The organism is Myroides sp. LoEW2-1, from assembly GCF_009767705.1.
Lineage (GTDB): Bacteria > Bacteroidota > Bacteroidia > Flavobacteriales > Flavobacteriaceae > Flavobacterium > Flavobacterium album_A.
The window spans coordinates 1-24,291 of the sequence record NZ_WSPP01000030.1 but is presented as its reverse complement, the minus strand read 5'-3'; the positions used below and the strand labels follow the sequence as shown (position 1 = coordinate 24,291).

At 33.7% G+C, this 24,291-nt stretch carries 15 protein-coding genes and 1 other RNA gene; 4 read left to right on the top strand and 12 right to left on the bottom strand.

Annotation, left to right across the window (positions count from 1 at the left end; all coding sequences use genetic code 11):
• Positions 1 to 109: 109 nt before the first annotated feature.
• Positions 110 to 2,125, bottom strand: a complete 2,016-nt coding sequence (locus GOQ24_RS02835) for a prolyl oligopeptidase family serine peptidase (RefSeq protein ID WP_394367076.1) — start codon at positions 2,123 to 2,125, stop codon at positions 110 to 112.
• Between the two features lie 341 nt (positions 2,126 to 2,466).
• Between GOQ24_RS02835 and GOQ24_RS02830 the strand changes: the two genes are divergently transcribed.
• Positions 2,467 to 2,748 (top strand): hypothetical protein, encoded by a 282-nt coding sequence (locus tag GOQ24_RS02830; protein ID WP_155093097.1) that lies wholly within the window; start codon positions 2,467 to 2,469, stop codon positions 2,746 to 2,748.
• 58 nt (positions 2,749 to 2,806) lie between these two features.
• On the opposite strand, the gene GOQ24_RS02825 is transcribed toward GOQ24_RS02830, so the two are convergent.
• The 3 genes from GOQ24_RS02825 to GOQ24_RS02815 form a co-directional block, all read right to left on the bottom strand.
• A complete protein-coding gene (locus GOQ24_RS02825; RefSeq protein WP_160339060.1) occupies positions 2,807 to 5,764 on the bottom strand; it encodes an alpha/beta hydrolase family protein in 2,958 nt (985 codons plus the stop codon).
• Between the two features lie 63 nt (positions 5,765 to 5,827).
• Positions 5,828 to 7,480 (bottom strand): fatty acid--CoA ligase, encoded by a 1,653-nt coding sequence (locus GOQ24_RS02820; RefSeq protein ID WP_160339059.1) that lies wholly within the window; start codon positions 7,478 to 7,480, stop codon positions 5,828 to 5,830.
• A 230-nt stretch (positions 7,481 to 7,710) separates the two neighbouring features.
• Positions 7,711 to 8,040 carry a hypothetical protein gene (locus GOQ24_RS02815; protein WP_155093100.1) on the bottom strand — a complete coding sequence of 110 codons (330 nt, stop codon included), beginning with the start codon at positions 8,038 to 8,040 and terminating at the stop codon, positions 7,711 to 7,713.
• Between the two features lie 174 nt (positions 8,041 to 8,214).
• Between GOQ24_RS02815 and GOQ24_RS02810 the strand changes: the two genes are divergently transcribed.
• Complete coding sequence (locus tag GOQ24_RS02810; RefSeq protein ID WP_155093101.1) at positions 8,215 to 8,763, top strand: ferritin; 549 nt, start codon at positions 8,215 to 8,217, stop codon at positions 8,761 to 8,763.
• 60 nt (positions 8,764 to 8,823) lie between these two features.
• On the opposite strand, the gene GOQ24_RS02805 is transcribed toward GOQ24_RS02810, so the two are convergent.
• The 4 genes from GOQ24_RS02805 to ffs all read right to left on the bottom strand — a co-directional run bounded on the left by GOQ24_RS02805 (position 8,824) and on the right by ffs (position 18,508).
• The gene (locus GOQ24_RS02805; RefSeq protein ID WP_155093102.1) at positions 8,824 to 10,218 is read right to left on the bottom strand and encodes a sigma-54-dependent transcriptional regulator; all 1,395 of its coding nucleotides are present in this window, start codon (positions 10,216 to 10,218) and stop codon (positions 8,824 to 8,826) included.
• A gap of 416 nt (positions 10,219 to 10,634) precedes the next feature.
• Positions 10,635 to 12,947 (bottom strand): BamA/TamA family outer membrane protein, encoded by a 2,313-nt coding sequence (locus tag GOQ24_RS02800; RefSeq protein WP_160339058.1) that lies wholly within the window; start codon positions 12,945 to 12,947, stop codon positions 10,635 to 10,637.
• Positions 12,928 to 18,000, bottom strand: a complete 5,073-nt coding sequence (locus GOQ24_RS02795) for a translocation/assembly module TamB (RefSeq protein ID WP_160339057.1) — start codon at positions 17,998 to 18,000, stop codon at positions 12,928 to 12,930. Before GOQ24_RS02795 ends, GOQ24_RS02800 begins: the two co-directional genes overlap by 20 nt.
• 409 nt (positions 18,001 to 18,409) lie before the next feature.
• Positions 18,410 to 18,508: signal recognition particle sRNA small type (gene ffs / locus GOQ24_RS02790), an RNA gene on the bottom strand.
• Positions 18,509 to 18,596: 88 nt separating this feature from the next.
• Between ffs and GOQ24_RS02785 the strand changes: the two genes are divergently transcribed.
• A complete protein-coding gene (locus tag GOQ24_RS02785) occupies positions 18,597 to 19,694 on the top strand; it encodes a glutaminyl-peptide cyclotransferase (protein ID WP_160339056.1) in 1,098 nt (365 codons plus the stop codon).
• A 138-nt stretch (positions 19,695 to 19,832) separates the two neighbouring features.
• On the opposite strand, the gene GOQ24_RS02780 is transcribed toward GOQ24_RS02785, so the two are convergent.
• The 4 genes from GOQ24_RS02780 to GOQ24_RS02765 all read right to left on the bottom strand — a co-directional run bounded on the left by GOQ24_RS02780 (position 19,833) and on the right by GOQ24_RS02765 (position 23,445).
• Entirely contained in the window at positions 19,833 to 20,852 is a 1,020-nt protein-coding gene (locus GOQ24_RS02780) for a hypothetical protein (protein ID WP_160339055.1), read from the bottom strand.
• 136 nt (positions 20,853 to 20,988) lie between these two features.
• Positions 20,989 to 21,663: a DUF2461 domain-containing protein gene (locus GOQ24_RS02775; RefSeq protein WP_155093369.1), complete on the bottom strand. Its 675-nt coding sequence runs from the start codon at positions 21,661 to 21,663 to the stop codon at positions 20,989 to 20,991.
• Positions 21,660 to 22,157 carry a DNA-deoxyinosine glycosylase gene (locus tag GOQ24_RS02770; RefSeq protein ID WP_160339054.1) on the bottom strand — a complete coding sequence of 166 codons (498 nt, stop codon included), beginning with the start codon at positions 22,155 to 22,157 and terminating at the stop codon, positions 21,660 to 21,662. Before GOQ24_RS02770 ends, GOQ24_RS02775 begins: the two co-directional genes overlap by 4 nt.
• A gap of 466 nt (positions 22,158 to 22,623) precedes the next feature.
• On the bottom strand, positions 22,624 to 23,445 hold the full coding sequence (locus GOQ24_RS02765; protein ID WP_155093371.1) for a helix-turn-helix domain-containing protein: 822 nt from the start codon (positions 23,443 to 23,445) through the stop codon (positions 22,624 to 22,626).
• Positions 23,446 to 23,566: 121 nt separating this feature from the next.
• Between GOQ24_RS02765 and GOQ24_RS02760 the strand changes: the two genes are divergently transcribed.
• Positions 23,567 to 24,223, top strand: coding sequence for a GNAT family N-acetyltransferase (locus GOQ24_RS02760; RefSeq protein ID WP_243731243.1), 657 nt, complete (start codon positions 23,567 to 23,569; stop codon positions 24,221 to 24,223).
• Positions 24,224 to 24,291: the final 68 nt, after the last annotated feature.

Below are 24,291 nucleotides of genomic sequence, written 5' to 3'. Positions count from 1 at the left end.
ACTAAAAAGCCTCTATTAAGAAAACAAATTGATAAAACTCAAAACTAAATAATTACAGCAATGTTCTATTGCGTAATCTCCTTACAATTTTAAATTTCACTCGTTATACTTACTTTAAATGCATTGACAAAAACCCCATCATTGTTTCATAAAAAGAAATACTATTCTCTTCCTTAGCAAACCCATGTCCTTCATCATATTTTACCATATAAGGAACATCAAATCCTCTTTTTCTTAATGCACTTACTATTTGATCAGATTCTGCAATCTTTACACGTGGATCATTTGCTCCTTGAACGACAAATAACGGTTTAGATATCCTGTCTAATTGAAAAATAGGTGAAACTTCTTTAGCTATTTCTCTTTCCTGTTCATTATCTAAATCATACCAGATCTCTTTAACCATTTCCTTGTATGGTTTCCAATATTCGGGGAACGATTCAAAAAAAGTAAAAATATTTGATACACCAACATAGTCAACTCCACAACAATATAAGTTGGGCGTCTTGACCAATCCCATTAATGTTGCATATCCACCATGACTTGCACCATAAATAGCAATTTTTGAAGCATCTATCCATCCTTTTGTAATAACATAATGTACACCATCCTCTACATCATCCATCACTTTTCGCCCAATTTGTTTAAACCCTGAAGTAAAGAATTCCTTTCCATATCCACCGGAGATTCTAAAATTAACTTGCAAAGTTGCATATCCTCTACTTGCAAATAATTGTGTTTCTGGATTGAACCCCCAACTATCTCTAATTCCCTGTGGCCCTCCATGAGGATTAACCACTAATGGAACACGTTGACCTTGATGCACTTCTTTAGGCAAGGTAATATAGCCATGCAACTTAACTCCATCTCGACTTAGAAAAGAAATAGGCCTCATCTCAGCCATATCTTGTTCTTTTAACTGAGGCATTAAATCATACAATAAAGAGATTGCTCCAGTATCTCTATCATAATTATAATATTTACCATACAATTTATCGCTTTGAACAATAATCAGATAGCGATCTTCTTTCTCTGTCTTGGCAACAATAGAATATTCGTAACCTCCAAAATGGTTTTGTAGGTCTTGGTCGATTTTCTTAAAAGTATCACTGACTGGCTCAATAACAACTTTATCACCTTCGTAACCTAAATAGTCAATTTCCCAATTTCTATTACGTGAAAGACCTATAATAGAAGCATCATATTCAGAATTTGAATAAACTTCCTTGAGTATCGATTTAGTTTTAAAATCATAGAGAATTATACGCTGTTTGTCAGAATCTAAATTAGTAAGCACATAAGCCTCATCTTTATTCTCTGAAGCATAATTAAAAGCCAACAAAGAGAAAGTATCTGACCAATTAACAGTATGGAACAATGTAAACTCATTCTCCCCTATAGCTTTATAAAAGTATTGTGTTTGAATCCCATTTAGCATTTTAGAATATCCTCTCAGCACACCATCTTTATCAAAATCGTAGTCTGCAACAGGATTTGTAGGATCATCATTTGTAAATAACTTTACATACTCTCCTGTATTGATATTAATTTTATAAGGTTCAAATACTTGGGCATTTTCTAAATTCATTGTAATAATGATATAATCCTTTTGCTCTTTCAGCATATTTAGAATACCAGCTTGAACATTATCAAAAGGCGTTAGATCTATATTATTTGAACCGTCAACATCTACAGCGTAAATATGATAATTTTCGTTCCCTCCTTGATCCATCACATAAGCCAAGCGATCATCATTTATCCAACCATATCCACGTACAAGCTCCCCTGCTTCTTCTATTACACGAGTTACAATACCTGTTTCAATCTCTTTCACATAAACGTGACGTTTATTTCGCTCATCTTTTTCTCTGTAAGAAAGATATTTACCATTAGGAGACAATTGAAAACCAGAAGATTTAGGTCTTTGAAAATAGTCTTTAACTTGATACTTAAACGCCCCTTTTTCTTGAGCAGCCAATTCTTTGAGTTCATCCTCAGTACTCACTAAAGTTGTATCCCCTGGCAATTTAATCTCCGTTTTTTCAAATTCTACTTCTATTTCTTGTTCTTGTAGTTTAGCACTTCCTTTAAACTTTTGCTCACTGTAAATCCCTTGGTACAGCATTCCAATCTCTTTCACTTGATAGACAAGGGTACTATTCTCAAAAGATACTTGGGTAGCTTGTAAACCAACAGCTCCCTGTTCTGGTAAATCTATACTAACTTCAAGATTATCACCTTTTAAAGCCACTTTCATTATAAGTGCTAAAGACATTTCTTGTATAACTAATTGCGCTTTGTATATTCCTTCTATTTCTTTCATATCTATTTTAAACTATATCTTTTGCTTAAAGCAAATTTACTTGATTTTTAAGTGAACATAAAAGTTATCTATAAATAACTACTTTTTTAAAAAACTCATAACTTCTATTACATTTGTAAAACTTAACCATAGAAAATCAATTAGTGGAAATAGTAACGGATATACCGACAACAAGTTGGAATGCTATCGTAGACTTCTTACAAAAGAACAAGTGGAAAATCAAAAAGCAATATCCCATAATGGCATTTGACAAGGGAATTGATTACGATTATTATTTATTAGTAAAAAACAACCTTTACATTGAAATGGCCTGGTGCAATTGGTTTGAGGGAGAGCTTAAAACTGATTCAACAACTTTTATATGGCTTGAGAGTCAATTAAACTTTTCTTTTCAAAAAAATACGCCAAACCACCTAAATATATAAAAGTAAAAGAGCAATACTTTTCGAAGTATTGCTCTTTTAAACTTTATAATTAAAATAACTATTCCACTTTATCCTCTACAAGGTCAAATCCCCAATCTTTACCTTTCATTGTTGCAGGTATTCCTTTAACCATCCATACAGGTGCTTTAGCATCTTTTAGATAGTAATCAAAAAATTGTTGTTGTCGAATTTGAATATCCTTTCGATTTTGACGTTTCATCAAGTTATGCTCATCGCCATTGTAGTTAAGTAACCAAGCTGGTTTACCTAAACGGCGCAAAGCCATAAACATTTCTATTCCTTGGTACCAAGGCACAGCTCCATCGTTATCATTATGCATAATTGCCACAGGTGTAGTAACAGCTGGCATATTGAATAATGGTGAATTTTCAATATACAAATCATATCCATCCCAAAGAGTCTGTCCTATTCTACTTTGTGTTTTTTCATATTGAAATTGACGACTCATACCACTTTGCCAACGGATACCTCCATAAGCAGATGTCATATTGACAACTGGAGCACCAGACCAAGCAGCAGCATACATATCAGTTACTGTAATTAAATGTGCTACTTGATAACCTCCCCAACTCTGTCCTTGAATTGCAATTTTATCTGGATTAACCCAAGAATTTTGCTTTAAAAACTCTACTCCTGAATTAATAAACTCCTCTGCCGATTTACCTGGATATCCATCTACATAACTAATATCTGGTGTAAACACCAAATACTCATTACTAACATAAAATGGAATATTCAATCTTGAAGGTGTAGGTGCAGGAGCTTCATAGCGATGCAAATTATCAGACAACTTCTCATAGAAATACACGATCATTGGGTACTTCTTATTTGGATCAAAATTCTCTGGTTTAAACAATACACCTGTGGCCTCGTAGCCTTTTGGAGTTGTCCAGTGAATTAATTCATTTGTTCCCCAATTATAATTAGCTTGTTGCGCATTTAGATTACTCAACTTTACTTCCTCTTTAAAATCTTTAGTCACGTATAGATTAATCGATTCTTTAAAAGATCCTTTCACATAACCATAGACTTTGGCATTTTTAGCTTTAAATAGAGAATTAAATCCACTATACGGTTGCATCCACAACTTCTCAGGAATCTTATTACCTTTAATCACTCCGCTATAATAACCTGCATCTTTATTCAACTCGTTAAAAGCAGCAAATATTAAATGTTCTGATCGGTTATACGATTTCTTATCCGAATCTAAATTCAATATATCAAAACTAACTTTATGTTCACGACCATAACCATTGGTAACCATACGTGGTGCCTTATTGCTATTTAAGAAAAACTCCCAAATATCGTAGCGATCTCCAATCAATACTGACTCATCATTATCTGTCCAGCCTTTAATTCCGTATGCACTTGCATTATCAGGCATATCAAACTGCTCATCTGCAAAAGATACAGACAATTGCTTATTCAAATGTTTAGTAATTTTCGTTTTAACATCATAAGCGTACCAATTACCTTCTTCACTATTATAATAAACAACAGCAGTTCCTTTAGGCGAGATGCGCGCTAAACCAGGTAAATCACTAACAACTTCTGTTCTTTTACCTGTATTAACATCTACGATATAATAAGAGGCTGATCCAGAAATATTCCATTGTCTCTCAACTCTTTTACCAAAATCAGTAGAACCAAAGACAATATTGCTATTTCCCTCGTCCACTAACTGCATTCTATCTAATGTCTGATCCGCTAAAGCTAAAATTCCCTTATTACGAGTTAAATCAATTGTCGCTAAATATGATTTTTTTAAATCTTTCTCTAAATTGACTAATTGCTGTGGCTGAATGTAATCCTCTTTGTAATGCCAGATATCAACTACCGCATGATCCTCTGCTATTAAAGTAGTGTCCTTAGCTACTGGAGTAGGTGCTATTCCAAGAAACATACGCTTTCCATTCTTACTAAACTGAGGTTTATAATTTTCTGATATTACCCAGTTATTTGGTACACCTGTTGTTTTATCAGTAGCTATTTCACTTGCTTCTCGAGGCAACGTAGAATAATAAACCTTGTATGTTTTGACAAGTGTTTTCTCTTCATCGTCATTTGCTACAAATGCCAATTGTTTACCACTCTCATCAAAATTAAACTGCGTATACTTTCCTTTACCTTCTAATAAGGTTGTTTTCTTTTTCGTCTTTAAATCAACGACAAATACGCCAAAAGGTCCTTTACTTTCTTCGACTTCAGAAGTCTGTTCAGTCACTTTTACCACATCGCTTGATTCAATATTCTCTTTCTCTTTAGATTCTACCTCTTTCTTAGCCTTATCCTCTTTCTCCTTTTGTTTTGGGTCTTTTGTTACAATAACCAAATACTGTCCATTATCATCAAAGTAGTAATCAACAACATCTGTAAATACGGTATCATCGTTATTTACCAAGTCCTTTAAAACTAAATCTAAAGGAGCGTCCTTACTTGTTTTTTTCTTAGGAGCTTTAGAATCTTTAGCATTAGCAGAATCTTTTACTTTCTCTAGTAAATACGCTACAAAATCACCTTTTTTATCTGGTGTTTTAAACGACTTAATATTAGCTATTTTATCTACAGCACCTGACTTTAAGTTAAAAATACCCAACGAATCTTTTGCTATTTCATCTTCTTTCTTCTTCTTTACTTTCACAGCTTTTAGATCAGCATAAGTAGGTCTAATTGAAAATAGTGCATAGTTAGAATCTCCTGTAAAGATAGGTTTCTCACCTCTTTCTACTTTTAATTCTTTTTGACCGTCTGTTGTTTTGATAAATAAAGTCTTATCACCTTCTTGAGGAGTTACTTGATATAATATCCATTGTCCATTATTGGAAAACTGTTTGGTTCCAATAGATTCCCAACTATCGTATACACTGTGATCTAAAGGCTTCTTCTGTGCATGAACTGACAGAGAACCAAAGGCTAATAAAGCAAAGCTAAGTTGTTTAAAAAACTTCTTAGTCTGCCTTTTTGATTGATTGTTTTGTTCTTGTTTTAATTTCATTTTTAAGGTAGTTATTTTGTCGGCTGAAAGATACCTTATTTTTACAAGCATTTCAAAAAATCCTTATATTTCGTGACTTGCGTACATTTCTCTAATTTTCTTTTTACTTATTTTGCCAACACTTGTCTTTGGAATTACTTCTACAAATACAAATCGATCAGGTATAGCCCATTTATTAATTTTCTTCTGATCTACAAACTTTTGCATATGGTCTTTCAACTCTTGTTCGCTGAGTGTAAAGCCCTCTTTACATACAACAAGAGCAAAAGGTCGTTCTCCCCATTTAACATCAGGAACTCCTATAACAGCAACATCATTAATTCCTTGGTAACTGCCAATCATTTCCTCTAAAGCCAAAGAAGACATCCATTCCCCTCCTGTTTTAATGACATCCTTAGAACGATCTACAATCTTAATATCGTTATTCTCATTTATCCAAGCAATATCACCTGTATGCAAATAACCACCTTGCCAAAGTTCTTCTCCTTTCTCTTTTTCTTTGTAGTACCCCATTGTCAAATAAGGAGCACGTACAATAATTTCCCCTAATGATTTTCCGTCTTTAGGCACTTCCCTACCTTCCTCATCTACTATTTTCAGATCGACTAATAGAGCTGCTCTACCCGTCATTGTACGAATATCTAACTGAGATTCTATATCATTTTTAATTGTTACTAAGGACAAGTATGACGAAGTTAACAAAGGACAAGTTTCCGACATTCCATATCCAGTCACAACAGAAATTCCTCTATCTAACGCTCGCTTAGCTAAAGGTTTGCTTAGAGCCGACCCTCCGATTAATACACTCCAAGTCGACAAGTCAATATCTCTTGCAGCAGGACTTGATAACAACATATTTAGGATTGTAGGAACGCAGTGCGAAATTGTAGGCTTTTCTCTTCTAAATATATCAATAAAGCTTTGAGGTTCGAATTTACCTACATACACTTGTTTTAGGCTTAAAGTAGTTGCTAAATAAGGTAGACCCCAAGCATGCACATGAAACATTGGTGTTAATGGCAAATAGACATCTGATGATTTTATCTTGAAAGCTTCATTCATCATTGATAGTACACTACTCTCCACCATCGTATGCAATACCAACTGTCGATGTGAAAAGTAAACAGCTTTTGGATTCCCTGTCGTCCCAGTGGTATAAAACAAGGTCGCTATAGCTTCCTCACTAAACTCTGGAAACTCATATATCGTAGATTGTTCTAATAGTAACTCATCAAAGAAACCATCAATAACAATAGTCGTATTTATCTTACTTCCCTTTTCTTTAATGACAATAATCTTTTTTACCGTTTCCAATCGATCAAAAAATGTCTCAACAACAGGTAAAAAATCTTCGTGGACAATTAAAACCTCATCCTCGGCATGATTGATTGTATACAAAATCTGCTCAGGTGCTAAACGCCAATTCACTGTGTGTAACACGTTTCCTGTTATAGGCACAGCGAAGTAATTCATTAAAAAACGATGACTATCATAATCAATAACTCCTACAACGCTTCCACCATCAAGCCCCAGCACACCGTACATATTACACAATTGTTTAATTCGATCATACAATTGATAGTAGTTTAACCTCTCCTGATCTTTGTATACAATTTCATGATTGGGATTGACTCTTAACGAGTTTTCCAGAAGGTCTTTTATCAGTAGCTGGTAATGATGCGCATTACTTGCACTCGGTATGGTTTTAATTTTCATAATTATAAGTATTTGGTTACTCACAATTTATAAAAAAAAATCTACTTATTTAAGTTTACATATTTTCTGTAAAACATTAGCAACACAGCTATATTTCTCTTATATATTTAATAAAAAACACTTCTAAAACTCAGCTATTACAAATAATGATAGTTTAGCACAAAATAAAAGAGCCTAAAGACAACGTCCCTAAGCTCTGATAAAAGTATAATGTAAAGGATTACGATCCTTTAATTTCTTATGCGATTAATAAAATCTTCAAGATCTGCATCAAAAGTAGTTTCTTGAAGTAAATCATTAGCTAATTTGGTCATTTTTCTATAGTGAACAACTGTAAAGCTTCTACCAAAACTCATCTTACAAAAATCCCCAATAATCCCAAAAACACCATTAATTTCATCGACTGTCACCTCCTTTTTATCTGCGAATCTACCTCTTAAAACAGCAGCTCCAACATAAGCTCCTATTTCAACTACAAGATCAGTATTTAAAATTTCTTTCTTATCTGCCAAATACAATAGTTCATCTAAATTATGATGAATCAGTGTTTTTATATCCATAGTACGTTTTGAATTTACACAAAGGTAAAAAAGAAATAATGGTCTAAAAATCTAATTAAACTTATTTTTAATGAATACGAATTAAAACTAACTAAAAATCAACACATTAACGAATAAAAAAAACTAATATTTTATACCTTTACAGTATAATTTAAAAATGAAAAAGAAAGAATTATGAAAACAAATCGATTATCTACAGCACTAACACAAGCTTTAAACAAACAAATTACTTTAGAAGCAGTGTCTGCTCAAATTTACTTAATGCTTGCTTGTTGGGCAGATGAAGCAAAAATGGCAGGAGTAAAAGACTTTCTAATGAAACATTCGCATGAAGAAAGAATACATATGGCTAAAATAATTGAGTATGTACAAGAAAGAGGATCTACTGTAAAAATAGAAGCTATTGGAGCTCCAGGAAAAGAGCCAAAAAACGTATTAGAATGTTTCGAAATGGTATATGCTCAAGAAGTAAAAAACACAGATGCTATATACAATATAGTGACACTTGCTTTTGAAGAAAAAGACTGGGCGACTTGGAATTTTCTACAATGGTTAGTAACAGAACAAAGAGAAGAAGAAAAACTTGCTCTTGAGTTATTAGACAGACTAAAACTTGCAGGAGGAGCTAAAGCAAGTGATATTGCTTTATTCGAGTTTGACAAATCGTTCAAAACGACCTCGCAAACAGTTAGCATAGCTGATGAAACAAACCCTTTACAATAATTACTATACACTTTAACGCAAAAAAGGCGTTTGAACTTGGTTCAAACGCCTTTTTTAATGCTATAATTCGATATTATACAATTTCATCTTATTATACAATGTCTTTCTATCTATGCCAAGTACTTGAGCTGCTTTTGTCTTATTAAACTTAACCTTTTCCAATGCTGTTCGAATAGCTTGTTCTTCATTGCGAGATGAAAAGAGCTTCAAATCTTCTTCCTGTCCTGCAGACACAATATCTGTCGAATGAGTGTTAATTCGAGGATTGAGTATCTCTTCAGGTAACACATTTTCTTCTACCACATCACCACGAGTTAACAATACAGAACGCTTAATTATATTCTTCATCTCTCTAAGGTTTCCTGGCCATTCATAAGTTAAGAAAACACGTTCTACTTCACCAGAAAATTTGTTTACATTCTTTTCGAGCTCTCTATTTGATTTCTTCAAGAAGTAATTTGCAAACATCAAAATATCTTCTCCTCTATCTGCAAGCTTTGGAGCAACGATACCAAATTCATTTAATCTGTGATACAAATCCTCTCTAAACTCACCTTCTCTCACTGCTTTAGGCAAATCTTCATTCGTAGCTGCAATAACTCTAATATCAACGTCGATCTCCGTACTACTACCTACTGGCTTAACCTTTCTTTCTTGAAGTGCTCTCAGTAATTGAACTTGTACTTCATAGGACAAATTACCGACTTCATCCAAAAAGATAGTACCACCATTTGCAGCTTCAAAATGTCCAACTTTATCCGTTACAGCTCCTGTAAATGATCCTTTGATATGACCAAAAAACTCACTTGAAGCTAAATCTTTTGGAATCGCACCACAATCTACTGCTATATACGGTTTGTCTTTGCGTTTACTTTTTAAATGTATAGAATGCGCTATATGCTCTTTCCCTGTTCCACTATCTCCAATAATTAGTACAGACATATTGGTTGGAGCAACTAATTCAATATATTCATTCAATTGCTTAGAAACCTTGCTATTTCCTTTTACATATTCATCTTCATTTGTAACTGTTTCCTTAGTCTTAGCGTTATTATCAGGTGAAAGATCTTTTACATCGTGCACCACAATGTTCTTTTTATCTAAAGCCTGTTTGATTGTCAGTAAGATCTCGTCAGGATTAATAGGTTTAGCAACATAATCAAAAGCACCTAATTTCATTGCGTTAACTGCTGTTTTAATCTCAGTATACCCTGTCATTAAAATTACTTGTGTAGAAATACAAGTTGCCTTTATATGCTTTAACAATTCTATACCATCACTATCAGGTAACCTCACATCCGTTAATACGATATCATAACATTCTTTACCTATTAATTGTTGTGCTTCCACGCTATTAAATGCATTGGCTACTATATATCCTTTTTTACTTAAGAAAGTTTTTAGCATTTCGCAAAATGGAACATCATCATCTATTACAAGAATCTTGTGACTCATATTATATATATCTTTTTAAGTGCTAAACGCAAATTTAATGTTTTTCTTATTGAGAAACTAACTACATTTAAAAATAACCCCTATAAACGGTAAAAGGGAGCTATTGCTCCCTACTTACCTGAAGATTTCTCTTCTTCACCTTACTAACGATCTACTTGCTACTTAATTAAGTAGCATAATTTCTTTAAACAAACACTTAATTTTCTTTTTCTTAGCGAGACTTTCATCTCATTTTTATAACACCTTATACTAAATAAAGTAGTAAATATCATGCCAAATTTACAAAAGCCTCGACTTTACCACTTATACAATAGATTATCAACATATTATACTTTAATTATTTTTTTTACAAAAAGTATACTATCTACAAACACTCCATTTTCCACAACTCATCTTGTGTAATAATTCCACAATTTTTAGAAAGGATACCCAATTGCGAAGTTAAACATCAAGTTATCCTTGCGCCATTGTTTGTCACCAAATCGAATGTCGTCAATTACCCAACGCTCTCCTGATTGATTATACGGAATACGCAATGGAAAGGCAAAGTCGAATCGCACCACTAAAAATGTAATATCAAATCGCAATCCTGCTCCTGCACCAATTGCAAATTCTTTATAAAAATCTGATCCTATTTTACCACCAGGTCTGTCCGATACATCATTCAAATTCCAAATATTCCCTGCATCTACAAAAAGCGCTCCATGTAAAATACTAAAAAGCTTTTTTCTGTACTCAAAATTCATTTCAATAATCATATCTCCAGATTGATCAGGTATGAACTTTGAATCAATAGTATGGGGGTCGAAACTTCCAGGTCCAAGTGTACGAGCTCTAAACGCGCGAATACTATTAGATCCACCTACATAGAACTGTTTTGTGTAAGGCATATTCTTAGAGTTACCATAAGCTACTCCAACTCCAGCGTGAATACGGCTTACGAATTGAGAATTCTTACCCAACTTTAAATAATGTCTAAAGTCGTGTTCTGTTTTAACATACTGACTAAAAGGAACCCCTAAAATGGTCTTTTCTTTATCACTATCTACATCTGCCCCCATTAACAATCCAGTAATATTACCTGAGAAATCTAAAGATCCTCTATAGTAAAAAGTATTTTTCTTATACTGTTTCATGGTATTAGTATAAGTAAATGTATATGTAGGTCCAAATATTAACTGTTTGTCCAATATCCTTTCAAGTGAAGGATTACCTGCTGCATACTCTCTGTATAAATCAGTGACATTATTGGGACTAACATAATTTGTTTCTAATACATTAAACTGGTGTTCGATTGTACTACTTTGTTTCCACAAATATCCCCAAGAGGCTTTAAAAGAATTTAAAGAATACAACTTACTTCTTTGTAAAAATTCATAACCCACAGTTGCTCTGGTCTTCGGTACAAAACCTGTTGAAGGATTAAAATCAATTGGAGCAATCAGTTTAGGCCAAGTTAAACTCGCCTCAATACCCGCTTTATATACGTTATATCCATTATTCTTAGAAGAAGATTGGAAGTCAGCCCCACCATATGTTGAAACAGAGAATAGTTCAGCTCCTCTAAAGAAATTCTTATTACTCCAGTTCAGATTTAACTCAGCACCATTGTAACTTGCTGAATTGGTTTTCCCTAATAATTCTAATCGAATTGCCTTTGGGTTATCTGGTGTCAGAAAGTAATAGGCATCTAACTTATTATTTATACTATCCGATATTTCAAAGGAGTTCTTTACAAACTTAAACACCCCTAAGTTGACTAATCTATTCAATGATAAATTATGGTCATTTCGATTATAGGTTTCTCCTTTTTCTAAATAGATTGTTCGGTCATAGATTGTAGGTTTAAACTTACCCGTAGGATCCACAATTGTCAAATCCTTATGTTGGTAAGCTGAATCTAATTTGCTCAAATACTCACTATCGGAAATCTCATAATCCGCAAAAACATAAATTTTATCAATAGTATAAGATTTCAAAGCAGGCTTGGGAGTATCGTCTTTTACTTTGACAAATAAATCCACTTTATGATTCCCTACACTACTATCTACTTGAATTAGCAAGTTATTCGGACTAAAATAATAATATCCTTTATTCTTGACATAATTATCAAATCGAACGCGTTCATCCTTTATTTGATCAAGATTATAAGGCTTACCTTCTCTTAACTTTGACCATCTTTTTGCATCGTAAATTAACTGTTGTAGTGGAGTAGAGTCATTCAAAAAAGTAACTTCATTTATTTTATACTGTATTCCAGGAGTTACCTTATAACGAGCTCCCTTTTTCTTATCTGTTACCTCGAGAGTATCACTTTCTACTTCTACATTAAAAAAACCTACATTTTCAAGTCTATTACTCAATATAGCACTATTATAATCAAGATCTACATCTTCAAATAAAACAGGTGGTTCACCTAATTTCTTTCTCATCCAATTTCGAAACTTGCTCGATTTATCAGGATCTCCAGCCATATTATAAAGTCCTAACTTCGGTCGCATCCCAAGGATCTTACCATTCGGTATTGGTCTTAGAAGATCTGCTAATCCTTCCGCCATTTCCTTTTTCTGGCTTTTTGACAGTGAATCACTATCAATTTCAATCGTTCCTCCTGTATATAAAAACTCTCCTTCTTTTAGATGACGAGTACTGCCACAAGAACCCAACATCAGAACCATTGATCCTACTGCGATAAAATACTTTATACTTTTACTCTTGTTTACTCTCATCTCTTAATTGTCTTTTTAATTCTCTTTTATCCTTAGAACGTTCGAATAATTCTTTGAATCGCTCATAACTCATCGTAATGATAAAACCTACTCCTGTTTCTACTATTTGTCCCTGTAGGGCTACTTCATACTGATTTTTTCTATACACTCGCATCAGATATCTACCATCTTTAGACAAAGTATACTCCAACTCGATATCCCCTGCAATATTACTTGCCTGTTCATTTTGTCGTTGATTACCTTCTACTTCAAAACTACTTCCTACAGTTACTTTCAATCGGTCTGAGAACAATCGCTTAGAAACGGCAATATTCAAATCAGTTCTATTCTCTCTTGAACCACTTGAAAAATCTTCGCTTGATTCTAAATTAAAGTTAAGCTCAACCCCTTTGATTAAACTTCCTGCCAAATTATTTAATTGATCTGACAATAGGCGATTCACACTTTGCCTTGCGATAGTACCAGCAGTCATTCCACCCGCACTACTTTCAAAAGGATTCTCTCCGATAAATCTATTTAACAACAACAAGGCAAAGACTTGTTTATTCATTTCTGATTCATTCGCTCTCAACTGCGTCAGTTTATTCTTAGTATTGCTAAGTACTTCTCCTGATACAGAAGTAACTCCCTCTTTTAATTGAATATCAAATGAGATTTCTGGCTCTAACAGCTCACCTTTCATCTTTAATAAAGCTTGGAAAGGAATTTTTTGCTTATACTGATTTTGCTGTGTTGGCGATAATGTGCTTAACTGATTTTGAAGCAAGTCTATAGGCGCCGTATTTGCTTCATAGATTGCTGTCAAGTTTAATATAGCATCGGTTGGCTCCCCTGCAAATACAATAGAACTACCTTTTTGTACTTCAAATTTTCTCTTTATCATATTAAACGATAGATCATAAGACCCCTCGTTAAATTCATATCGCCCTGTTAAAGATATTTTACCTGAAGGGTCAATACCTCCCATGATCTCACCTTCTCCTTTCAAAATCAGTTTATCCCCACTTTGCTTATCCATAATCATGGTAAAAGTAGCTTCCTTATTCACTTTAATAGCCAAAGCAACATCTAATCCCTTTATCTGAGAACTATTGAATTCATCTTGTAATTTTTTCAACTCAGCAGCCTGTAAACTCTCCTGATCAATAAACTCAACAATACCTTCTCTATCTGCAATAGAAGGATCTTCTTGTGGCATTATCACAGTGAAATTTGTTTTCTTGCCAACCTCAATCTTACCATTGACAATAGGCTTATCCATATTCCCTTTAATGCGGATATCGGAGTCAAAAATAAGTGCTCCATAAAACATATCGTTATCTTTTGACGTTGAATTAATCGCTTTAAAGTCTACCGCCTTAATACCCAAATCAAAAGCAAAATCTTGATAACTCTTAGTTAATACAGCTCCAGAAACAACTAACAAATTACCATCAACATCAGTTATGCTAAATTTATCGAGCTCAATTCCCTTCTCTGTAAAGGAAATTGTTTCATTAATCTTTCTAAAATCTGCGTTTAATTGATCTAAGTGAAATCCAATATCGTTAAACTTAAAGTTTCCTAATACTTTGGGTTCAGTAAATTTTCCAGTCACATTTATATCTCCCGAAAAATATCCTTCTGCCTCCGAAAGCATTCCTGTAGTAAATCGTTCAAATGCACTCATTTGCAACTTATCTACTAATACTTTCAATTTCAAATCTTCTTGTTCAACATCGGCAATCCCTTTTACTTCTACTCGATTTGGCCCCCCCTCTAATACAACTTTTGCCAAATAAGTGCTCAATGATTCATTCTTCACTCCTACATATAGATTCCCAAGTAAGATTTCAAAAGCATGAAGCTCCCTAATATTGATATCTGAAACAAATCTAAAATCAGTAGATAATTCTGTCAAGTCTAATGATCCATCAATAAAACCACTTGCCAATAATTTATCCTTTTTAACTAATTTAGTTAAAGTCTCAATGCTGAAGTTTTTAAAAGTCAAGTTTAAAGGACTATTAGCTTCTGCTTCTTGGGAAGCAATGTATATTCCACTGTTTTTATATTCAAGTGAAAAATCTTTTACATAAACTCCATCCTTATCCAAGACAACTCTATTCTCTGAATTTACTTTCCATAAATCATAATCTAACATAAAGCCGTCTTGCTCTAATTTCATAATTAAAGCATTGTTCTTGGCCTCCAAATTTCCAGCAATGACATAACAATCCCTTCCCTCTCTATCCTTTAAATTAAAATCGTAGGTCAAAATATTATTATACGCTGCACCATGAAGGTTTAATCTACGCAAGCGAACGCTGGCATTAGAAATACTATTAACACCGAAACTGTAAGTTAGAGCATCTTGTTTTGGCTCGATAATCCAATTAATTCCCTCAATCTTATTCTCTCCATACTCTAAATTAGAGATTCCCCCTTTTAGGCTAATAAAATCTGTTTTTTCATCATATCGACCAAAAATATGAATAGGCTCTAACTCTTTTAAATCAGGTAGCATATCCTTGTACACATTATCGTACTTTACTTTTAAATCATATGAAAAAAACTGAGGCTTAGCTACCTTAGCATTTTCTACTTCTTCATCTTCTTCACTGCGCTTAAAATAAGACTCCAAACTTGTAGTTAACGCATCGGACAAGGTGGTTAATTGATAATCACCTTCAAGTGAAAAATCAAGTATCTGAGAAGTTAAGCTTAGCTTTCTGTAATTAGGCTTAGCCTCGGCAATAAGATCTATAGGTTTAAGTCTATACTTTCTCTTAGCTAAATCAAACCCAAAATCTCTAATTTGCATTTTACCAACTAAACTATCTGGTAAAATATTTTCCATTTTAACATCAATAACTGTAGATAAGTTTCTCTGTTCCTCATCCAGCTTCAGTTGATAGAAATCTACATTCTTTATGTCTGCTAACAAATCTAAACTTAAACTCTTACCTGTCCATACGCCACTTGCATCCAACACAAAGTTTAAATTGGGATCTTCGTTCTTAGATGCCACCACATATTTACCTTTATCAACACTGGCATCTAAGCGAATGTGGTTGTATTTGTAATTATTTACTTCCGCTTTTTCAATTTCAAATACAGCGTTGGCTTGAATTAACTCAGGATCGAAGCTATTCCCATCTACTTTGGCGTACAGAGAAATAGCCCCTATTGAATCGTTCTTAATCAACCTACCAACTTCTAACTCTTTAATTCCAAAATCTAATTTGTACTTTTCTTTTCCCTTTTTGCGTTGATCAAAATCAACATCCATGGCTATTGCCCCCAAACTCGTCTTTAAATCGACATGAGATTGGATTTCTTTCATACTCCCCCTTACAAACCCTTTTAAAGACATTGAAGAAGGTATTTCAATATTGTTGGGAATTATATTTTTTGGCGCTACTGCATGTATATCACGAGACGATGTAAGCACATCTTTAATTTGTAGATTTACATAAGCCTTATCAAAATCAGGCAAACCTCTAACTTTCCCAGAAACATCAAGATAAGTCGTTTTTAGCGCTTTGATATTAAATCTTTCGATATCTAAATCTGCTACTTTTCCCTTCGCTTTAGCACTAAATTTTATAGTTTCATTCTTAAGGTGAGATACATCTGCTTGTTTGAGTATATCAGGCATTAATAACTCCACATCAGCTAGTCCAAAGTAGGAGTCTGATATAACTGCATCCACAGAAATATCCCCTAACTGTTCTTGTAATTTGCTAACATCTAAATAATTTAAAACGATAGAAGACTTAACCGAAGAATGTCCTGTTTTTAATTCGAAATCTTTAACTAAAGTTGATTGCTCGCTATATAGAAAATAGGTTTGGAACTTACTCAGCTCAAAACCACTTTTCTCTTTAAAAGAAAAGCGTTCAAGATTACCGCTGATATTGTTCTCAGAAAATAAAAAGTCTTTCAATTTAAAATCTAAATCAGCAACAGCAAGGTGATTTACATCTAAGCCTTTTGTCAGTATCTTTTCATTGTCATTGTCAAATGAAACGTTTATCGCTTTTAAAGCAATGTCTTTTACAGCTAACTTCCAAGGCATAGCTGCTGAAACCTCTACTTCTACTTCTACTTCTCCTTCTTGTGCAACAGCAGCAGTAGAACTCTGAGACTCTATTGTGTTTTTTGATTTATCCTCTAACATCCGAACAGTTGCAGTGAAATCGTCAAGGCTAATATTCTTGATATCAATATTCTGTTCGTTCAAATCAATCGTATTAAACACCGCTTGAAATTCATTCAGCAGAATTGCTGCTTGTAACTTGCTATCCGCGTCTTTATACTTAATATCAAAATTAGAAAACACAATCTGCCCTAAGTCAATTTGAGGAAGCGCTTCTTCTATGGGATTCTCAATAGTTGCCTCCACCATAGCATTGGGATCTTTGATCGTCTTAGAAGGTTCTTTTTCATAATTGACGAAAACACCATCTATTCCCACTTTGGGAATGCCAAATTTCATCAGTTCTAAATCAAACTCTTTGAAGCGTGTGACAAATGAATTCAAATGAAAATCTAAATGATGTCCTTCATATTGATCCTCAAATTTCACAGTAATATCGTTTAACTCAATTTGACCTATAGCAATGTCCATTGGAGTTGACTCTGGTTCTTCCTTTTCTTCTTCAGATGCAAATGCATCTATGATGTAATCAAAATTAAACTGTTGTAAACTATCTCTTTTAACAGTGGTCTTTAATCCATCTAATTCGACATTAGACACTTCCACAGTATTCTTCAATAGTTTAAACAAACTAATATCTACACCTAAGTATTTTGTATACAACAAAGTATCCTGTTGTTGAGATTCAAGATACAATCCCTTTACGACTACTTTCTTTGGAAAAGCGATTTCGATTCTATCAAGAGAAACTGGCGTTCCTATCTTATCTTGCACGAAAGATATGGCAAAATCCTTTACTTTATTCTGTACATAGGGAATTTGAATAGCAATGGCAATAAGTAGGAACAACACTATAATAATTCCAACAATCCAACCTATAATTTTGCTTATTCTGATAGCTATTTTTTTCAACTTGACTTTTTTCTTCAAAAATAGCAAAAACCAAACCATAAAGGTATAAGACAATTCAATAATTTTAACTATTGTACACCATTATACGCATACTTTTTTTCAAATCAAGTAGATATCATTTCAAGGTTTAGAACAAATAATTAAACAATTTGAATTACCATAGACTTTGCACTTCATTTTATTTATAAGAAACAGCAACAGAATAAGAAAAAAGAGAATAATTACATTTGCTTCAATAGAAGGTTTACGCTACCGTATTTAATGCTGTTTTATGGTTAGATGAGTGAAGTGTTTTGTCAAATACCTTTTTCGCACCCCAAAACCAAATCACCCTAAAATAAGCACGTGAATTTCCAAACTGCTTAAAATAAAAAAATCCCCTTGGAGGAGATCAATAGAAGTAATAAAAAAATGGCAAGCTACCTACATCGCACCGCTACAACCTCATACCTTTGCTGCGTTCCCACCCTGGAGGATTAAGAGGGAGCTGGTCGTGTAGGACTTGCCACTGCAAATATACAACGGTTTTTTATTTTTCCAAGTCTTTTCCACTATTCTAATTAGATTTGTATCTTGCTAAAAAATAAATACGACCAATGAAAAGATATAACTTTCTAATAACGTTAAGCTTAGGAATCTCTTTTATTAGCTGTTCTAATAAAAAAAATTTAGAAAAAAATGTAATTTCGATTGATACTACTCAGCTAAAGCAGGTATATTCGGCAAATGAAGATGCAAAATTCACTTTAAAAACAGTAGAAAATGCAGAAATCGACTCTGTTGCTTACTTCCTTGACAATGTAAAAATAGGAACAAGTAAACACAATAAGATTCTAACGCATTCCCTTAAAAAAGAAAACTTAGGTAAAAAAGAAGTAAAAGCAATTGCTTATGCTGATAACAAATCAAGAGAGTTTACCTATAAAATAGAGATTGTATCAAGTATAAATCCTATTGAATACGACTACAAAATAATAAAAACCTACTCCCATGATCAAGAGGCTTACACACAAGGCTTGGAGTTTTATAAAGGTGTACTATTTGAAAGTACGGGAAATGGTGAAGGTGGATTTACGACAACTGACGGTCGCGGTACGGGAAAAAAAGGTAAGTCAAGTGTGCGAAAAGTTGATTACAAAACCGGAAAAGTGACTCAAATAAATGAGTTAGATGATATTATCTTTGGAGAAGGTTGTACGATTTTAAATAATAAACTATACCAATTGACTTATTTAAACAAAGAAGCCTATATCTATAACATCGAAACTTTAGAAAGAGAAAAATCATTAAAGTACTTTGCTGATATAGAAGGATGGGGACTGACAAATGACGGTACTCACCTTTATATGTCTGATGGAACTGAAAAAATATATAAAGTAAATCCTGATACTTTTGAATTATTGAGTTCAATAAGCGTTTATAGTCCTAAAGGTGCCCTTCCTCATATCAATGAATTAGAGTGGGTAAATGGAAAAATATACGCTAATGTATACGGGTATAACAGCATTGTAATTATAGACCCTCAAACAGGAGCAATAGAAGGAATGGTTAACTTCAATGACCTACTTAATATGACTACATACCATGCGGATAGAGATGTTATGAACGGTATTGCTTATAATCCTGAAACAAAGACCTTCTTCTTAACGGGTAAAAACTGGGATAAAATGTTCGAAGTACAGATTATTAAATAATTTAGGGAAACAGAAAACAGGGAACTGGAAACTGGAAACAGAAAACAGGGAACTGAGAACTGAGAACTGGAAACTGATAACAAAAAATGCTGACCACGGTCAGCATTTTTTTATTGTACTATGATACTATCTATTTCTTTACTTCGGAATTTCTAACTCTCTTTTTAAAGAACTATTTTTAACTGCTTTTCTACACCTTACAGCACGTTCTTTATTATCTCGACTGCCATAAAAGAGATTTACAAAAAAGACATCCTGTAATTTAGCCGCTCCCCACTTAAGTTTTCTATCTACCTGCGTCGCTCTATCAAACATCACTTCAAAGTCATCATCAACTGCTAACCCAAATTCCTTTGCCCTCCAATAAGCATGTGTCAATACATGCAATTCTCTTTGTACTTCAGGTTGTTTTAAATCAGGATATTCTGTAAACTTCTGTTTTAACTCTTGATATTTACCTTGCTCAGCAAATGCCATTAATGCATTATGATGAAATTTAACTCCTAAATTCTTATGTTTACACAAAGTAAGTCCTGCTTCTACTCCATTTTTTAAACAATAGTTTGTTACCAAGAATTCTTTTGCTTCATTTACTTCATATCTATTTATAGCAGGTTTACTCTGTTTGAAATATTTAAAGAAATTCACCTCATCACCTAGCATGGCATAATACTGAAGAATAATAAGATATCCCTGATCAAAATTATCTTCCTCTTTAAAAACAACAGTCGTTTTAAAATTCGAAATATACTGCTCTGCTTGTTCTACATCTCCCTTTACAATACAATTACTAATAATATGCTTTAAAACATGATTAAAAACAATATTGTCATTCACAATACAGTTAGCAAACTTAAGAATCTCTTCATCCTCATAATTCGCCAAATCAAACAACGTTAAAAGAGCATTTAACCAATCTAATACATGATAAAGTTCTTTATTACGAAACCTTCTTTCCTTATTATCAATAGTATCTCTATGTGCATTATAACCAATACTACCTATCCCTAAGCCTCTACCACGATAAGGTGCCTCTAAAGCCTTATTCAAAGCCGAAACCACAAATAAACTATTACACTCCTTATCACGCTTCTTGTCATCTTTGATATTCAAAGCTTCTATACAATAGCTTACTGCTTGTTCAAACTCTTTATTCATAACTTTCTAGATCACTATTTGGTTAACAGTTTACAATCTTACCCACCGGATATAATATACTTAGAAGATGTCATATACTATTGATTAATATGATAGACTAAACGGTTTCACAAAAAAACACCTTCACAAAAATCCTCTACTCATACAGACTCACCCCATTCACATCAGTAGTCAGTACATCTGACATATAGTCAAATAGTGGTCGCATGGCAAGAAATGTCTTGATCACCTCCTCTTTAAAGTTAGGCGCTAATACCTCTTTATCTGTAAAAGAACGCATCACGAGATACTGCTTCTTGCGCAATAAGTCGATAGCAGGATGCTCCTTGTCAAATCCCTTAGGAGCAGTCTTTAGCTCCTCCCCTTGTAGTGCTCCGAAGTACTTCTGAAATTGTTCTTCGGCGATAATCTCACGAAGTTCACTATCATCCATAGCGATCTCCTTGCGGATGCGCAATAAATCTTCTTTATTAGGTTCCCAAAAGCCTCCCCCTACAAAACTACGTCCTGGCTCTATATTTACGTAATATCCTCCTCTCAGCATTGGCTTGGTACGTCCTAAGTGCAGTCCAAAATAAGTCTTATAAGGTGTCTTGTCCTTAGAGAAGCGTACATCTCTATAGATGCGGTGTACGTGTAATAGGTCTATACTATCATGCTGTAACATCTCATCGTGCACTACTTTAAAGAAAGCCTTCACCTCAGCGAATAGCTTATCGAACTCTGGCTTATGATCTGCAAACCAAGGTTTATTATTATTCTGACTTAACGTCACTAAGAAGTCTATATGTTCTTTTTTTAACTGTTTCATACTTTATTTTTTAATTCTTGCCAATGAGCTAATTTTTCTTCAAAACTCATCCGTGCATTTGCCCCACTCGGCGAAGGTAAAGTTAGTAAAGATACTCCCTCTATCTGCCCTATGTATTTATCGAAATATTGTCTTGCCTTTTGACTGGAGAATACGATTGTATCGATATGGGGATATTCTATTAATAACCCTTTGATATCATTAGCTTTTTCTGCGATAATATCACTGTCTAAGCTACTCTTGCGTTCACAAGACTGCAAGACATCCCATAAGGCTATTCTGTTTCGCTGAAGCAAATCGAGCTTATCCTTATACACATCGCTATACTCTTCTCTAAAAACACTAAATAATATCTTCCAAAACACATTCTGCTTATTGCCGTAATACTCCTGAAAGTCCAATGATTTAATACTCGGCATCGTACCCAATATCAATACTTTAGCTTCATCAAAAACAACAGGTTTAAAAGAATGTATTCTTTTTCCTCTCCCCATATCTCAAAGATATTATATTTTATTGCAATAGAATAGAGATCGTTAGCTTAGGTTAATGATTTGCTATAATTTCTAACAATTCCCAATAACCAACACAGTTACAAGATCATAATAGGTGTTTTTCATTTAATAAATTCAGATTGTCGAAACTAAAATCGCCAACCACAAAACACATCATAAGATTATAAAACAAGTGTATAGTCAAAAGCAGGATCATAAACAATAACTGTACAGCTATAGCAGGACGAGACAGACTTAGAAGGGGGTGGTCGGCTTGTGGTCGCATAGTGATCGCATAGTGGTCACATGTTTTGGGGCATTTTTTATGCGACCACTATCCTATCAATACCCGATCATTTCGCCATCAATACGCAGTAGATCTACACAATATAAACTGAGCTACCAATAAACCAAAACCCAAATAAACAACACCTTACAATTCTAACCACATAAATAAAATGTGACATTACAGATGTGCTTGTCTATACGCTAAGGGAGATAGACCTGTAGATTTTTTAAAATAACGACAGAAGCTTGTCGCATCTAAGAAATGAAGCTCTTCCGCTATAGTGTAGATAGGTTTATCCGTTGCAATAAGGTAAGACTGGGCTTGAGTGAGTACTAACTCATTTATAATCGCAGACACTGTCTTACCCGTCTGCCTGCGTACCAAAGTCGTTAAGTACTTAGGAGTGAGCTTTAATTGATCAGCATAAAACTGTACTGTGCGCTCAGCTAAATAATGCTGATGAACCAAATTATACAGCCTAAAAACAGTTGTTTCTTTCTTAGAACTTGGCTTCAGATTCACCTCATCTTGTTCATAGAATCGGTTGATATGAGCAATTAAAGAATACAATAAATACTTCATCGCATCAGGATAAAACACAGATGTATCTGTATTGCAATTAGTCAATAACAACTGATAGTAATCGATGAACACGCCCTGATCACCTGCATCCAGATGAATAATAGGGTGTCTCACCAATTCGTTTAAAAACTGATAATTAGTTGGTAGAATAAGATCCTTTATACTATCCAGATCAAATAGCACACATAGATACTTCCCCTTGCTTTCTGTAGTAGGAATAGAGAATAAACGCTGTGGAAACACAGTCAATAGAGAACCTGCAGAGAAATCTTCTATTCGATTGTTTACTTTAAGCTCATTAGTTCCCTCCATACAATAAGACAACAGTATTCCTTTCTCTCTATATGTAGTAGTAGAGAATAAAGAAGGAATAATACGATCCGATGTGATAATCTGAATAGGAAAGTGCTGACTCATCACGCTGTAGTTAATAAGTCAAAGTTAACAATAAAAACAACTTCTTGCACATTTATAAAACAATACTGTCAATAGATAAACAAGGTCTTATTCAGAACTTTGCTCCAAATAAATAAGAATTATGATCAGTAAATCAGTAAGTATAAAAGGAACTCCTTATACCCTATATATCAACTATCAAGATGATAAACAAAAACGAAAAGAGTTTAATCGAATGTGTCAGGAAGTATGGGAGTTTGATTTTGAAGCCTTTTACCAATCGGGATACTGGGGAGAGGAGTGCATACTATTTTCTTTATTCCAAGAAGATAAGATAGTTGCACATATAACTTTAAGCCTATTCGAAATAACGAAAGAAAATAAAACGTACAAGGCAGGACAATTAGGCACTGTGATGACAGACTCTACCTATCAAAACAAAGGGTTGTCAAGGTTCTTATTAGAATATATAGAAGCAGAATATAGAGATATCGTAACAGGCTACTTCTTGTTTGCAAATGATACAGTACTGGACTTCTATCCAAAATTTGGTTATGTGCCTGTTGAAGAGTATCAAGCTACACTAAAGGTGAATACCAAATATTCTCTTCTATCGAGTATAGAGAAATTAGATTTAGACAACCCTGCATCGCTTGCTTTATTTAAAGAATATGTCAAAAGTGGCTATACCTATAATAGATTGAATACTAAAAATGTAGACTTAGCTTTCTTTTATTGTTATGCAGACTACGACTTCAGTTTTAAAAAGGATCAATCTCAAAAGTTGTGTGTGAATTAAAAACTACAGATCTTTGTAATAATAAATAATAACCGTGGAAAACTATATTGAGTTTGTAAAAATGATTT

Coding starts and splice junctions, on each gene's coding strand:
- GOQ24_RS02785 (WP_160339056.1), top strand. CDS start 18,597: ATGAAAAGATATAACTTTCTAATAACGTTAAGCTTAGGAATCTCTTTT.
- GOQ24_RS02775 (WP_155093369.1), bottom strand. CDS start 21,663: ATGAAACAGTTAAAAAAAGAACATATAGACTTCTTAGTGACGTTAAGT.
- GOQ24_RS02820 (WP_160339059.1), bottom strand. CDS start 7,480: ATGAAAATTAAAACCATACCGAGTGCAAGTAATGCGCATCATTACCAG.
- GOQ24_RS02805 (WP_155093102.1), bottom strand. CDS start 10,218: ATGAGTCACAAGATTCTTGTAATAGATGATGATGTTCCATTTTGCGAA.
- GOQ24_RS02825 (WP_160339060.1), bottom strand. CDS start 5,764: ATGAAATTAAAACAAGAACAAAACAATCAATCAAAAAGGCAGACTAAG.
- GOQ24_RS02765 (WP_155093371.1), bottom strand. CDS start 23,445: ATGAGTCAGCACTTTCCTATTCAGATTATCACATCGGATCGTATTATT.
- GOQ24_RS02800 (WP_160339058.1), bottom strand. CDS start 12,947: ATGAGAGTAAACAAGAGTAAAAGTATAAAGTATTTTATCGCAGTAGGA.
- GOQ24_RS02835 (WP_394367076.1), bottom strand. CDS start 2,125: ATGCTGTACCAAGGGATTTACAGTGAGCAAAAGTTTAAAGGAAGTGCT.
- GOQ24_RS02780 (WP_160339055.1), bottom strand. CDS start 20,852: ATGAATAAAGAGTTTGAACAAGCAGTAAGCTATTGTATAGAAGCTTTG.
- GOQ24_RS02815 (WP_155093100.1), bottom strand. CDS start 8,040: ATGGATATAAAAACACTGATTCATCATAATTTAGATGAACTATTGTAT.
- GOQ24_RS02810 (WP_155093101.1), top strand. CDS start 8,215: ATGAAAACAAATCGATTATCTACAGCACTAACACAAGCTTTAAACAAA.
- GOQ24_RS02770 (WP_160339054.1), bottom strand. CDS start 22,157: ATGGGGAGAGGAAAAAGAATACATTCTTTTAAACCTGTTGTTTTTGAT.
- GOQ24_RS02760 (WP_243731243.1), top strand. CDS start 23,567: ATGATCAGTAAATCAGTAAGTATAAAAGGAACTCCTTATACCCTATAT.